Consider the following 12,167-nt stretch of genomic DNA (forward strand, 5'->3'; position numbering starts at 1 on the left):
TCGGCGCTAACTCTGCCCGAGCCCACCCAACGGCACCCGTCGCGCGGACACCTTCCGGTACGAGATGCGCCAGCCGCCGTCGACCCGCACCACCGTGTCGTCGTACGTCACCGAGCCGCACGAACCGTCCGCCATGACGCCCAACCCCTTGGAACGGGCGCGCACTTGGCCGTCGGAGCCCTCGGTGACGACCACGTTCGTGACGTGATGGGCGACGGGATTCGCCGCGCCGCGGGCGAGTGCCGCCTCCGTGAGCGAGGCGAGACCGGTGACCAGGTCCTGGCCGAAGTCGGCGAGGTCGTACACCACGTCCGGGGTGAACACCTCCGCCGTGCGGTCGAGGTCCCCGTCGTCGACGAGGTGACCGTGCAGTGCGATCAACTCCGTGACGGCCAGCCGGTCTTCGGCACTCAACGCCATGGCGCCACGCTCCCATGCCCGCCGGGCACCCGCCTAACGGTTTTCGACCTCGCCCCTCCGACGCACCCTCCGGGCAAGGAGTGCCCCCAGGAACCCCGTGACCAGCCCCCAGAGCAGCGCCAGACCGAGCGCTCCCCACAGCTGGGGGCGCAGGAACAGGCTGCCCGAGAGGTTGCCACCGAAGTCGCCGAGGCCGAGGACGGACAGGCCGTAGTGGGCGTCGATCCGGCCGATCAGGCAGATCATCAGGACCGTGAGGGCCAGCGCCACCGCCATGTGCACGGCGTGCTGCCAGGCCCGCATCCGGGCCGGTGAGCGGGCCGCCATCAGGAACGCGACGGCCAGCAGCAGGACCGCGTCGACCACCACCAGCCACCACACCCTGCCGTCGTAGTCGGCGAGGGTGCTCAGGTTGAGCCTGGCCGTGTCGTCGGTGCGCAGGACCTGGTCGAGGACGTGCGGCATCGGGAGTCCGAAGGGGCCGTCCACCCGGCCCTCCCAGGTGGCGCCCAGGCCGGTGGTGAGGGCCAGCCAGACCAGGTTCGGCATGCCCAGCAGGACCAGCGCGAGCGACTGCGCGGGCTGGCCGCGTGTCACCGCCACGACCAGCGCGATCACGGTCCCGAGGGCCACGAGGACGAGCAGCAGCACGACCATGGCGTACGCGGCCGGACGTACCGACTCCTGGAACCGCAGCAGCCGCGCCGGCAGCGGGGCCCCGCGCGAGACCAACAGGGCCAGCACCAGGACGCCCGCCAGCCACACCACGCCCGCGAGAAGCGTCAGCGGTACGTCCGTCTCGAAGCCGACCTGTGGTGAGGCGCCGAAGATGTCGCCGATGTCGCCGAGCGTGCCGTCGCCCAGCGACACCGCGAAGGTCTGGCGGGCCGCGAACGCCAGACCGGTCAGACCCAGCACCCACAGAACGGCGATCCGAGCCGCCCAGCCCGCCAGCTCACGGGCCCCGGCGACGGCCCGGTGCCGCAGCGGGCGCAGAAAGCCCGCCCCGGTCACGAGCGCCCCCACCAGCGTCACCGACAGCGGCATCACGGTCAGACCGCCCGCTGTCTCGGCGAGGCCTCCCGCGTCGCCCGTGAGGTCGACGGTCCCGCCGACCGCCGTCACGACGGTGGCCGCGACGACCCGGGGGAACGCGCCGTCCGGCAGATCGCCCGCACCGGCCGCCCACAGCCCCAACCCGGCGGCCAGCACCATGGCGGCCAGGCCGGTCAGCACCACGGCCAGTGCCTGCACCCAGCCGTGCCGGGAGACGGTCCGCTCCTCGCCCAGGATCGGCACGGGAGCGGGGGTTCGCGTGCTCACCCTGCCACGCTAAGCAGCACTCGGGCGGTGCGCCTGTCGGGGCTCCCGCCGAGCGGATCGACGGCGTCCGCTTGCGGGCGGCCCGGGGGCGGGGCGCACAATGGGCACGTTGTGGAAGAAAGCGGCGTGAATCGGGGTGAGTGCCGCAGAAGCCCACGTCGGAAGAAGAGCCCGTGAGCGTCGAACAGCCGTCCTCCGACCGCCCTAGCGGACCGCCCTCCGGCCCCTTGTCGGGCCCCTCCCAGCCACCCGCGGGCCCACCGTCCCAGCCGCCCACCGACGGCGGAAGCGGCGGAGACGGGGGAGACGGTGGCGGCACGGGAGAGGGACCCGGGCGTGACCGGCCCTGGTGGCGGTCGGCGCCCCGCATCGCCGTGCTCGTCACCTCGGTCGTGGCCGCCGTCGCCCTGATCGTCGTCCTCACCCGCTCCGACGGCGGCTCCGGGGGCACCTCCGACCAGGCGGGCGGCGAGGTCTTCCTCCAGGCCGCGGACACGTCGGGCCCCGACCCCTTCACCGAGTCCACGGCCAAGGACAGTTCCGCCCCGCCGGCCACCACCCCCACGGCGACCGTCTCGGAGACAGCCACCGCGAACGTCGTACGGCGCGTGGACGGCGGCGCGGCCGGCCTGTACGGAGGCACCCGCAAGGTCGCCAGCTGCGACGTGGAGAAGCAGATCCAGGCGCTCCGCGCGGCCCCTGCGAAGAACAGCGCGTTCGCCTCGGTCCTCGGCCTCCAGCCCGCCCGGGTCCCCGGGTATCTGCGCTCACTCACCCCCGTACAGCTGCGCATGGACACCCGTGTCACCAACCACGGCTACCGCGACTCCGCCGCCACCACCTACCAGGCCGTCCTCCAGACCGGCACGGCCGTCCTCGTCGACGACCGCGGACGCCCGCGCGTGCGCTGCGCCTGCGGCAACCCGCTCACCGACCCGGTACGGCAGAGTGCCGCGCGCCCGCGAGGCGACGCGTGGCCGTCGTACCGCACCTCGAACGTCGTCTACGTGGCGCCCGCCGTCACGGTCGTGAACATCTTCGTCGTCTACGACCCCGACCGCCGTGACTGGTTCCACCGGCACCCGGGCGACACGGGCGGCAAGGACAGGAAGACCGATCCGCCGGTCAAGGATCCGACCCCGTCCGTGAGTTCGTCGGAGAGTTCGTCGACGCCGTCGCAGGGGTCCTCGGAGCCCTCGTCGCCGGACTCGTCGGCGCCTGAGTCCTCGAAATCCTCGGAGTCGACGTCCGAGGCGCCCGGTCTGCTGCCGCAGCGGTCACCGGTGCCGTGCGTGTCCTCGCCCACCGCCTCGCCCGCGCCACCGGCCGCGACGGACACCGCGAGCCCGTCCGCCACACCCTGCCCGTCCGCATCGAGTGCGCCTCCCTCCTCCTCGTCCCCGGCCGTCGGGTCGTCGTCTCCGCCCGCCGAGAGCCTGTCGGAGGGGGCGCCCCGGTCGGCCTCCACCTCGCCGTCCTACTGAGGTTCCGTCAGGGGCGAACGCAGCCTCCGGGGACAGGGGGACTGCGTCGCGCGGCTCGGGGTACGAGCAGTGATGCGACCGGGTCCGGCTGGACCGGTCACCGAGAGAGAAACGCATGATCGACCACCTGGGCGGAGCAGTGATACCGACTGGTTTCGACGCGCCCGTCGAACCGCTGCGACGGGCGACGCACTTCACCGGCGAGCCGGGCTGCATCGCGGAGGCACGCGCCTTCGCCGAGCACTTCCTGGAGCAGCTGAGGAAGGAGTGGTGTGCCCCGGCAGACGGGCGTGCCGACGGTGAACTGGTGCTGGTGGTGAGCGAGTTGGTCACCAACGCGGACCGGCACAGTCACGGACCGTACGTCCTCGAACTCGAGGGCACGGACACCGCCGTGACGGTGTCCGTGTACGACAGCAGCGCCGCGCTGCCCCTGCGCTACCCGCGGGACCCGGAACGGATCGGGCGGCACGGTCTGGAGATCGTCCACGCGCTCGCCACCGAGGTGACGGCGCGCAGGGTGCCGGTCGGCAAGTACGTGCGGGCCGTGCTGCCGCTCAACCAGAGCCAGGCAGCCGGCCGGTCATCGGCGCAACCGGCGAGGCAGGCGTAGTCCGAGGACTACGCCTGCCTCCGTGGCGGGGGCCGGGTGGGTCAGGCGTAGTCCAACTCGCCGAGCATGCCCTCGCGCAGCCCGGTGATGATGCGCTTGATCAGCCGCGAGACATGCATCTGCGAGCAGCCGAGCAACTCGCCGATCTCCGCCTGGGTGGCCTCCTCGACGAACCGCAGATGGATGATCTGCCGGTCGCGATCGCTGAGTTCGGCGAGCAGCGGGGCGAGCGACTGGAAGTCCTCGACCAGCCGCATCCCGTGCTCCTCGACCCCGATGAAGTCGGCCAGCACCGCTTCGCCGCCCTCGGGCCCGTCGCCGGTCAACGCGGCGTCGAGCGACGCGGAGTTGTAGCCGTTGGCGGCTATCTGGCCCTCGACGACCTCTTCCTCGGGCAGGTTCATCAGGGTGGCGAGTTCGGCGACCGTCGGATCGCGGTCCAGCCTGCTCGCCAGTTCCTCACGGGCCTTGGCCAGCTCGACGCGCAACTCCTGGAGCCGGCGCGGAACATGCACCGCCCAGGTCGTGTCACGGAAGAACCGCTTGATCTCACCGATGATGTACGGCAGCGCGAACGACGTGAACTCCACCTCGCGGGACAGCTCGAACCGGTCGATGGCCTTGATCAGGCCGATCATCCCGACCTGGACGATGTCCTCCATGTCGTCGCCGCGGCCCCGGAAACGCCCGGCGGCGAACCGCACGAGCGACATGTTCATCTCGATCAGGGTGTTGCGCGCGTACTGATGGTCGTGCGTGCCCTCTTCGAGTTCGGTCAGGCGCTGGAAGAACTGGCGGGACAGCTCCCGTGCGTCACGAGGGGCCACCTTTCGCGGTTCCGGGACTCCGGGCAGTGGGGCGTCACCCGTCCTGGTCCTGGCGGTGTCCTCGACGACCTCTGCCTTCGACCGGATCATGGCGGTGTCCATTACCTGTTACCTCTCCCACGAAACATCACACTACGGATGATGGAACCGTTCCGGAATGCGCGTACCCGGTCAGCCGCCGAGCATGCCACCTGTGATGTTCCCTACCAGGAACGGGTGGACGCCAGGTGTGAAAAGCCCACGGAACGACGGGTGTTGACCTGGGAGTAAGGTCCGTGGCGCCGGTCGGGGCGGCGGCGTAGACGCCGTGGGGCGATTGCTGGCCGGCGGTCGGGGGATCGGCGTAGGGGACCCGCTTGCTCAGGACACCCGGGTCGCCGTGATCAGCTCGTAGAGGTAGCGCTTGGTGATCCGGCCGTCGTACCGCGTCTCGATCAGGTCCCGGATGCAGGCGAGCAGGCCCTGTCGGGAGGGCGCGTCGAGGGCGCGGTGGCCCGAGTAGGTGAGCAGGACGTCGCTGTACTCGTCGACGGTGTACGCGATGTCCCGGGCGTGGCGCCGGACGGTGACGTCGGTGAAGTGCTCGGAGCGGTCCCACTCTTCGGTGTCCGTCGCGGTGTCGGCCTCGTCGACCTGTTGCAGATCGGGCGGCGTGGCCGGGTCCCACTGCTCGTAGCAGCGCTGCACCCGATCGAAGAAGTCGACCGTGCCGCCCTTGACGTGGTGGGTGGTGACGACGGCGAACGTGCCGCCCGGCCGTAGTACCCGGGCGACCCTGGGCAGTCGTGTCGCCGGATCGAGCCAGTGGAACGCGGTCGCCACGACAGCCAGGTCGAACGGCTCGGGCGGCAGCGGCCACCGCTCGAAGTCGGCGACCGTCACCTCCGCGAGCGGGAACGCCCGCAGGTTGCGCCGGGCCACGGCCGCAAGCGAAGGACCCAGTTCGACGGCCGTGATCCGACAGCCCAATTCGGCGAGCGGGACGGTGAGTTGGCCCGTGCCGGGGGCGATCTCCAGGACGCGGCTGCCCGGACCGAGACCGGCCGCGTGGGCCAGGTCGGCCACGAGGGCTTCTGGATACCGGGGGCGGGCCCGGTCGTACAGTTCCGCCGCCTCGTCGAAGGTGTCACGCAGCATGCTCGCTCGCCCCTTTTGCCCGTTCGCCCCGCCGTGGTGATTCCACCCAGGGCAGAATGCCGATCCCTTCCCTCCGAGGCGACGGCTTTTAGGCTGAAGGGGTGAGCAATCAAGCGCCGAACCAGGCCCGCGTGATCCCGCTGCGTCCGAAGACCACGTCCGCACCGGCCCCCGCCGCCCCGGTGGCCCCGCCGGTGCCCACACCCAAGGAGCCGCTCTTCCGCGACCTGGTCGGCGACGTCCTGCGCCGTGAACGGCTCGCGCAGGAACGCACGTTGAAGGACGTGGCCGACGCGGCCAGGATCTCCATGCCGTACCTGTCCGAGCTGGAGCGGGGCCGCAAGGAGGCCTCCTCGGAGGTTCTCGCGGCCGCCGCCCACGCCCTCGGCCTGGGCCTGGGGGACCTGCTGTCCCTGACCCAGACCGAGCTGACGCGGCACACGCTGAGCCGTACGCGTACGCGTACGCGGACGACCACCGGCACGCCGTACAACGGGCTCTGCCTGGTCGCCTAGCGGACCGGCCCCGTCAGGCCCTGGCCAGACGCCGGCTCACCACCTCGTCGGCCAGGCCGTACGCCACCGCCTCCGCCGCGGTGAACACCTTGTCGCGGTCCATGTCCGCGCGCAGTGTCGTCACGTCGTGGTGCGTGTGCCGCGAGAGCACCTCCTCGACCTGTGCACGGATCCGGACCATCTCCTTGGCCTGCACGGCCAGGTCGGAGACCATGCCCCGGTGTCCGCTGCTCGCCGGCTGGCCGAGCAGCACCCGCGCGTGTTCGAGGACGAACCGGCGCCCGGGATCGCCCCCGGCCAGCAGCACGGCCGCCGTCGAGGCCGCCTGCCCGACGCAGAACGTGGAGATCGGCGCCTGGACGTACGTCATGGTGTCGTAGATCGCCATCAGCGAAGTGAACGAGCCGCCGGGCGAGTTGATGTAGATCGCGATCTCGTTCTCCGGCGACGACGCCTCCAGATGCAGGAGCTGCGCGATGACGACGTTGGCGACGCCGTCGTCGATCTCGGTGCCGAGGAAGATGATCCGCTCGGAGAGGAGGCGGCTGAACACGTCGTACGACCGCTCGCCCTGCGGGGTGCGCTCGACGACGTTCGGAATCGTGTACGTCCCCATGTCAGAGCCCCATCCGTCGTCGTGAGGCGGCCGGGCGTACGTCGGCCAGCGAGCCGACGACCTGGTCCACCATGCCGTACTCCTGGGCCTGTTCGGCCGTGAACCAGCGGTCGCGGTCGCCGTCCCGCGAGATGGTCTCCTCGCTCTGGCCGGTGTGCCGGGCGGTGATCCGCTCGACGGCCTTCTTCGTGAACTCCAGGTTCTCCGCCTGGATCTCGATGTCGGCGGTGGTGCCGCCGATACCGGCAGACGGCTGGTGCATCATGATCCGTGCGTTCGGCAGCGCGTACCGTTTGCCCGCCGCGCCCACACTGAGCAGGAACTGGCCCATGCTGGCCGCGAATCCCATGGCGAGCGTGGAGACGTCGTTCGGGATGAGCTGCATGGTGTCGTAGATGGCGAGGCCCGCCGTCACCGAGCCGCCGGGGCTGTTGATGTACAGGCTGATGTCGGTGCGCGGGTCCTCCGCCGACAGTACGAGCAGCTGGGCGCAGATCCGGTTCGCGGAGACCTCGTCGACCTGCGTGCCGAGGAACACGATGCGCTGGGCGAGCAGTTGGGCGGCCAGATGGTCGTCGAACCGGGAGGGCGGGGTGTCGCCCTCCTCGGCCCGGGGCAGCAGGGCCGGCCAGGGACCGGCGGCGGTGAGTGGGGACATCAGGGCTCCTGGGTGAGAGTTGGGGTGCGGGTCGTCGTACGGCGGATCGCTCCGCGCTCCCCACTCTCGGCCCGGCCCGACGTCAGCGGCCGGTTTCTCGGCCTGCGGCAGATTCGCTGTCGGCAGAGCCGTCGGTCCGGCCCGGTCCACCGGCCCGCCAGGGGCGGAGTTTCTCGGGGTTGCGGACCGCCCAGATGCGCCTGATGCGGTCGCCCGCGATCTCGAACGCGAACACGGTCGCGACGGTCCCGTACTGGTACGCCACCAGGCCGGGCAGACCGTTGACCGTGCACTCCACGAACGTCGTGCGGTCGCCCGCCACCCGGGCGATCTCGGCGTAGGCACGCGCGATCCGCTCACCGCCGACGAGCGGGCGCACATGGGTGACGGCCAGCCCGCCGCCGTCGGCGGTTGCGGTGGCATCGGGGTCGAGCAGGCCGATCAGGGCCTCGATGTCCTTGGCCTCCCACGCCGCCCTGAACCGCTTGACGACGGCGGCCTGCCCGGCGCTCGGGCCCGCCGGTGTCCGCGCGGTGCGGATGCGACGGCGGGCGGACGAGGCCAGTTGGCGGCACGCCGCCGGGGTGCGGCCGACGATCTCGGCGACCTCGCCGAAGGGGTAGCGGAAGACGTCGTGCAGGACGAACGCGACGCGTTCGGCCGGGGTCATCGAGTCGAGGACGACCAGGAAGGCCATTGTCACCGACTCGTCGAGGGTGATCCGATCGGCCGGGTCGGTGACGCCGACGCCGGGGCGCCCGGTGATCCACTCCGAGGGCTCGGGCAGCGGTTCCGGGATCCAGTCGCCGACGTACGTCTCCCGCCTGGCGCGCGCCGAGCCGAGCAGGTTCAGGCAGATCCGGCCGGCGACGGTCATCATCCAGGCGCCGGGCGACTCGATGGCCCGCTGCTCCCGTTCGGACAGGGCGTACCAGCGGGCGTAGGTCTCCTGTACGACGTCCTCGGCGTCGGCGAGGGACCCGAGGAGCCGATAGCCGAGGTTGAACAGCCGACGCCGCTCGCCCATGATCGCGCCGAGGCCCGGATCGTCCCGATCGTCGCCCGGCTCGGCTCTGGTGGTCATGGTTCGGCCGCCTCCCTCGTCCACTCGCTTCTCCGCCTCTACCCGTTACGACAGGACAGCGCATCGGAATGTGAGGCGGACGCGCCACCTCACATTCCGCGGGGCCGCGTTGTCGTACCGGTGGAGACGACGACAAGAAGGAGAGAGGCCCACTGATGAACGACTTCCAGACCATCGCGGACCGCGTCGAGATCGAGGCACTGCGCGGCGAGTTCACCGACGCGGCGATGATGCGCGACCGGCCCCGCCTGGCGTCGCTGTTCATACCGGACGGCGCCCTGCGCATGCCCAACATCCCCGTCGAGCTGGTCGGCCGCGAGGAGATCCTTGCCGGGGGCGAACGCTTGCAGAGCCAATGGGACTTCTTCGTACAGAACACTCACCCGGGCACGATCCTGCTCGACGGCGACACCGCTACCGGCCGTGCCTACATCCAGGAACTGGCGCGCGCCCTCGACGGACGCCAGGGCCTGAACTACGCCGTCTACCACGACCGTTACCAGCGCACCGGGGAGGGCTGGAGGTTCGCCGAGCGGCGGTACGAGGTCAGATACCTCGACACCTCCCCGCTGGCGGGCACGGCACCCGACGCGGCGGGGAGTGCCCCGGCTCCGGCCGCGTCCTTCGCCGACCCGGTATCGGCCGAACGTCTGGAGCGGGCAGCCGCCGCCCTCCGTACCAACGGCTTCGCCGTCGAGATCCTCGACGACGCCGCAGCCGCGCGCGTCCGCGTCAAGGACCTGCTCCCCGAGGGCGCGAGTGTGCTCACCGGAGCGAGCGAGACCCTTCGGCTGTCCGGCATCGACGAGGACATCAACACCGGGGACCGGTACGACGCCGTCAGGCCGCGTGTCCTGGCCATCGACCGGGCCACGGGCGCCGACGAGATCCGCAGGCTGGTCGCAGGCCCCGACTGCGTCGTCAACAGTGTCGCCGCCGTCACCGAGACCGGCTCGCTCGTCCTCGCCTCGGGCAGCGGCAGCCAGCTCCCCGCCAATGCGGGCGGCGCCGCCCGCGCGATCTGGATCGTCGGCGCGCAGAAGGTGGTGCCCGACCTGAGCACGGCCCTGCGCCGGGTCGAGGAGCACGCCCTCCCGCTGGAGAACGTCCGGGCCCAGGCGGCGTACGGCGTGCCCAGCGCCGTGAACCGACTGCTCGTCCTCAACGCGGAGCCCCACCCGGGGCGGGGTACGGTCCTGCTGCTCCGCGAGGCCATCGGGTACTGACCCGGCCGGGACCTGTCCAGGAGGCCGGCTTCCGCACTCCGTCGGCGGAGACGAGTCAGTCGAGTGCGCGCACCACCAGCCGGACAACTGCCCTGACTCCGTGCCAGAGCCACTCGAACAACCCGCCCGTCACGGCCAGATCGGCGGCGTTCCCGGCCGCCTCCGTCCGGCCCGACCCCGAGCGGCACTGGGAACAGGAACGGGGCCAACTGCGCTTACGCGCCCCGCACTTCTTGCACATCGTCATGAGGCCATTTTCCCTGCTTCCGCACCCCTGTGGATCACTTCGTACCTCATCTACCAGCCACGGGCGGCCAGTTGGACGGTCTCGCGGACCCGGAGCACGTCGGGGTTCGTCTCGGAGCCGGACCGCTGGACGAGGAACAGGGTGTTCAGCGGCGGTTCCTCCGGTTCGTGGAGGAGGGTGAGGCGCCCGGAGTCCAGGTACTCCTGGCACAGCGACCGGGGCAGCACGCTGATCCCGGCGCCGGCGTTGACCGCCGACAGGACCGCGTACAGGTTGGGCACCGTGACGGCGGCGTGCGTGGCGAGTTGTTTACCGAAGACGGTCCGCCAGTAGCGGCGCACGATGGGCAGATCCTCGGCGTAGGTGACGAGAGGGACCTCGCGCAGGGTGGCGCACAGGTCGTCGCTCTGCGGATGCGTGGCGATGCGCGCGGCCCAGCTGGGGGCGGCGACCAGCAGATACTCCTCGTCGGCGAGCGGCACCGAGTCCAGGGCACGGCCACGGGGCCGCCGGGTGGCGATGACCAGGTCGTGCCGGCCCGCGCGCATCTCCTCCAGCAGCGGCTCCGGCAGCCCCTGGGCGACGCGCAGTTCGACACCCTCGGCGACCAGCGGAGCCAGCGCGGGCAGCACCCGTACGCACAGCAGTTCCGACGGACCGGCCAGATGCACGGGTGCCGTACGCCCGGCGAGTGGGCCACCGCCTTCGAGGGCGGCGAGCGTGTCGAGCGGCGCCGCGATCCGGGCCGCGAGGTCGTGGGCGAGGGGAGTGGGTTCCACGCCGCGTGGCAGACGGGAGAACAGCTCACGGCCGGTCTGCTGTTCCAGGGTGCGGATCTGCGCCGTGACGGTGGGCTGGGACAGCCCGAGCGCGGGAGCGGCGGCGGTGAACGTACCGGCGCGGTAGACGGCGAGGAAGGTGCGCAGCAGGTTCAGGTCGGCGTGCGCGGGCAACTGCCTGCCGGGGGCGACCGCGGTCTCGGGAGTGCCGGGTGTCCGGTTCTTCATGGCAGCCATCGTATGCGGTGGGTGCATCGGAGTTCCGATAGCTGGTATCGGACTTCCTATTGGGATTCCTATTGGGATTCCGATGGGAGGGGGGATTGGCGTCACCTTCGGCTTTCCGCCCCTGGACGCGCACGTCGTGGAGTTCCGGGCCCCGGCGGAGGGCGTCCCGGGCCGCCTGTCCTGGACCGCCGAGCAGGACGGCAGGCCGGAGGAGCGGCTGGACGTGTTGCACGCCTGGCTGGTGGAGGACTTGTCCGGCGGCCGGGTGCGCATCCTGACCCAGGAGACCCAGATCGGGCAGCCCGCCGCCGCCCTGGCCGCCGAGCGCCCGAACCCCATGCTCAACGGCCATCAGGCGTGGCTCGACGGTCTGGTCGGGGCCGCTGCCGAGTGACGCGCGTGAACGGCGCCGGTGGGCTCAGGCCATCCGGTCCTCGGCCGACAGGTGTTCCACCGTCCTGCCGGTCTCCGTGAAGGTGCGGGTCACATGGCCCGAGGTGTACACCCACAGGATGCGCAACGGGGTCTCTCCGATGTTGCGGAAGAGGTGGGGGAGAGGGGACGGCACGTACGTGGTGTCGAACTGCTCCAGCTTCGTCACCTCGCCGTCGACCCAGACCTCCGCCTCGCCCTCCAGGATCGTCACGTGCTCGTCGCAGTTGTGCGAGTGCAGTGGCGCCCCGGAGCCGACCGGGTACACGCTCATCCCGCTGGTGATCCTGTTCTCCCCGCCGGCCGACGGCGTGGTGATCAGCGGTGTCGAGACGACCGCGCCGCCACGGCTGAGCGGCGGTACCGACGAGACCTTGATGATCGTGGTCATCCGGGAGTTCCTCTCCACTTCACGGTGATGCGCGTCGACCGACGGTAGGTCGCACGTCCGCTCATGGGTGCCCTCCGGCGTGCAGTTTTACCTTGCGTTCCGGGAGGGGTGAGCTTCGCGGACCCGGCTGTACCGTCGGCTCGCATCGCACGGCTCGCGAATGCGTGCCGGACACGCGCCGCACAGA

Annotated in this window: 15 protein-coding genes; 5 read left to right on the forward strand and 10 right to left on the reverse strand. The window is 71.2% G+C overall.

The annotated features are described in order from the left end of the window. Positions 1 to 6: 6 nt before the first annotated feature. Both OG787_RS49235 and OG787_RS49240 read right to left on the reverse strand, forming a co-directional pair. Entirely contained in the window at positions 7 to 420 is a 414-nt protein-coding gene (locus tag OG787_RS49235) for a nuclear transport factor 2 family protein (protein WP_405539984.1), read from the reverse strand. A gap of 33 nt (positions 421 to 453) precedes the next feature. Then, positions 454 to 1,743, reverse strand: coding sequence for a streptophobe family protein (locus OG787_RS49240; protein ID WP_405539985.1), 1,290 nt, complete (start codon positions 1,741 to 1,743; stop codon positions 454 to 456). 173 nt (positions 1,744 to 1,916) lie between these two features. On the opposite strand from OG787_RS49240, the gene OG787_RS49245 reads away from it, so the two are divergent. Both OG787_RS49245 and OG787_RS49250 read left to right on the forward strand, forming a co-directional pair. Beyond that, positions 1,917 to 3,227 (forward strand): DUF6777 domain-containing protein, encoded by a 1,311-nt coding sequence (locus OG787_RS49245; protein ID WP_405539986.1) that lies wholly within the window; start codon positions 1,917 to 1,919, stop codon positions 3,225 to 3,227. 115 nt (positions 3,228 to 3,342) lie between these two features. Then, positions 3,343 to 3,840, forward strand: a complete 498-nt coding sequence (locus OG787_RS49250) for an ATP-binding protein (protein ID WP_369031615.1) — start codon at positions 3,343 to 3,345, stop codon at positions 3,838 to 3,840. Between the two features lie 41 nt (positions 3,841 to 3,881). Here OG787_RS49250 and OG787_RS49255 read toward each other — a convergent pair whose 3' ends face one another. After that, positions 3,882 to 4,769 (reverse strand): RNA polymerase sigma factor SigF, encoded by an 888-nt coding sequence (locus tag OG787_RS49255; RefSeq protein ID WP_369031614.1) that lies wholly within the window; start codon positions 4,767 to 4,769, stop codon positions 3,882 to 3,884. 258 nt (positions 4,770 to 5,027) lie between these two features. Next, positions 5,028 to 5,804, reverse strand: a complete 777-nt coding sequence (locus OG787_RS49260) for a class I SAM-dependent methyltransferase (RefSeq protein WP_405539987.1) — start codon at positions 5,802 to 5,804, stop codon at positions 5,028 to 5,030. 101 nt (positions 5,805 to 5,905) lie between these two features. Here OG787_RS49260 and OG787_RS49265 point away from each other — a divergent pair, with 101 nt between their 5' ends. After that, on the forward strand, positions 5,906 to 6,319 hold the full coding sequence (locus OG787_RS49265; protein ID WP_405539988.1) for a helix-turn-helix domain-containing protein: 414 nt from the start codon (positions 5,906 to 5,908) through the stop codon (positions 6,317 to 6,319). Positions 6,320 to 6,332: 13 nt separating this feature from the next. On the opposite strand, the gene OG787_RS49270 is transcribed toward OG787_RS49265, so the two are convergent. The 3 genes from OG787_RS49270 to sigJ all read right to left on the reverse strand — a co-directional run bounded on the left by OG787_RS49270 (position 6,333) and on the right by sigJ (position 8,677). Continuing rightward, positions 6,333 to 6,935: a ClpP family protease gene (locus OG787_RS49270; RefSeq protein WP_405539989.1), complete on the reverse strand. Its 603-nt coding sequence runs from the start codon at positions 6,933 to 6,935 to the stop codon at positions 6,333 to 6,335. A gap of 1 nt (position 6,936) precedes the next feature. Further along, positions 6,937 to 7,593, reverse strand: coding sequence for an ATP-dependent Clp protease proteolytic subunit (locus OG787_RS49275; protein ID WP_369031609.1), 657 nt, complete (start codon positions 7,591 to 7,593; stop codon positions 6,937 to 6,939). Positions 7,594 to 7,675: 82 nt separating this feature from the next. After that, on the reverse strand, positions 7,676 to 8,677 hold the full coding sequence (sigJ, locus tag OG787_RS49280; RefSeq protein WP_405539990.1) for an RNA polymerase sigma factor SigJ: 1,002 nt from the start codon (positions 8,675 to 8,677) through the stop codon (positions 7,676 to 7,678). A 155-nt stretch (positions 8,678 to 8,832) separates the two neighbouring features. Here sigJ and OG787_RS49285 point away from each other — a divergent pair, with 155 nt between their 5' ends. Then, positions 8,833 to 9,903, forward strand: a complete 1,071-nt coding sequence (locus OG787_RS49285; protein ID WP_369031607.1) for an LUD domain-containing protein — start codon at positions 8,833 to 8,835, stop codon at positions 9,901 to 9,903. Between the two features lie 55 nt (positions 9,904 to 9,958). Here OG787_RS49285 and OG787_RS49290 read toward each other — a convergent pair whose 3' ends face one another. Continuing rightward, complete coding sequence (locus OG787_RS49290) at positions 9,959 to 10,150, reverse strand: hypothetical protein (protein ID WP_369031606.1); 192 nt, start codon at positions 10,148 to 10,150, stop codon at positions 9,959 to 9,961. Positions 10,151 to 10,200: 50 nt separating this feature from the next. After that, positions 10,201 to 11,157, reverse strand: coding sequence for a LysR family transcriptional regulator (locus tag OG787_RS49295; protein ID WP_405539992.1), 957 nt, complete (start codon positions 11,155 to 11,157; stop codon positions 10,201 to 10,203). Positions 11,158 to 11,239: 82 nt separating this feature from the next. On the opposite strand from OG787_RS49295, the gene OG787_RS49300 reads away from it, so the two are divergent. Next, complete coding sequence (locus OG787_RS49300) at positions 11,240 to 11,551, forward strand: hypothetical protein (protein WP_369031604.1); 312 nt, start codon at positions 11,240 to 11,242, stop codon at positions 11,549 to 11,551. 24 nt (positions 11,552 to 11,575) lie between these two features. Here OG787_RS49300 and OG787_RS49305 read toward each other — a convergent pair whose 3' ends face one another. Beyond that, positions 11,576 to 11,980, reverse strand: coding sequence for a cupin domain-containing protein (locus OG787_RS49305; RefSeq protein WP_369031603.1), 405 nt, complete (start codon positions 11,978 to 11,980; stop codon positions 11,576 to 11,578). Between the last annotated feature and the right edge of the window lie 187 nt (positions 11,981 to 12,167).

Origin of the sequence: Streptomyces sp. NBC_00075, from assembly GCF_045041225.1 — a bacterium.
GTDB classification, from domain to species: Bacteria; Actinomycetota; Actinomycetes; order Streptomycetales; family Streptomycetaceae; genus Streptomyces; species Streptomyces adonidis.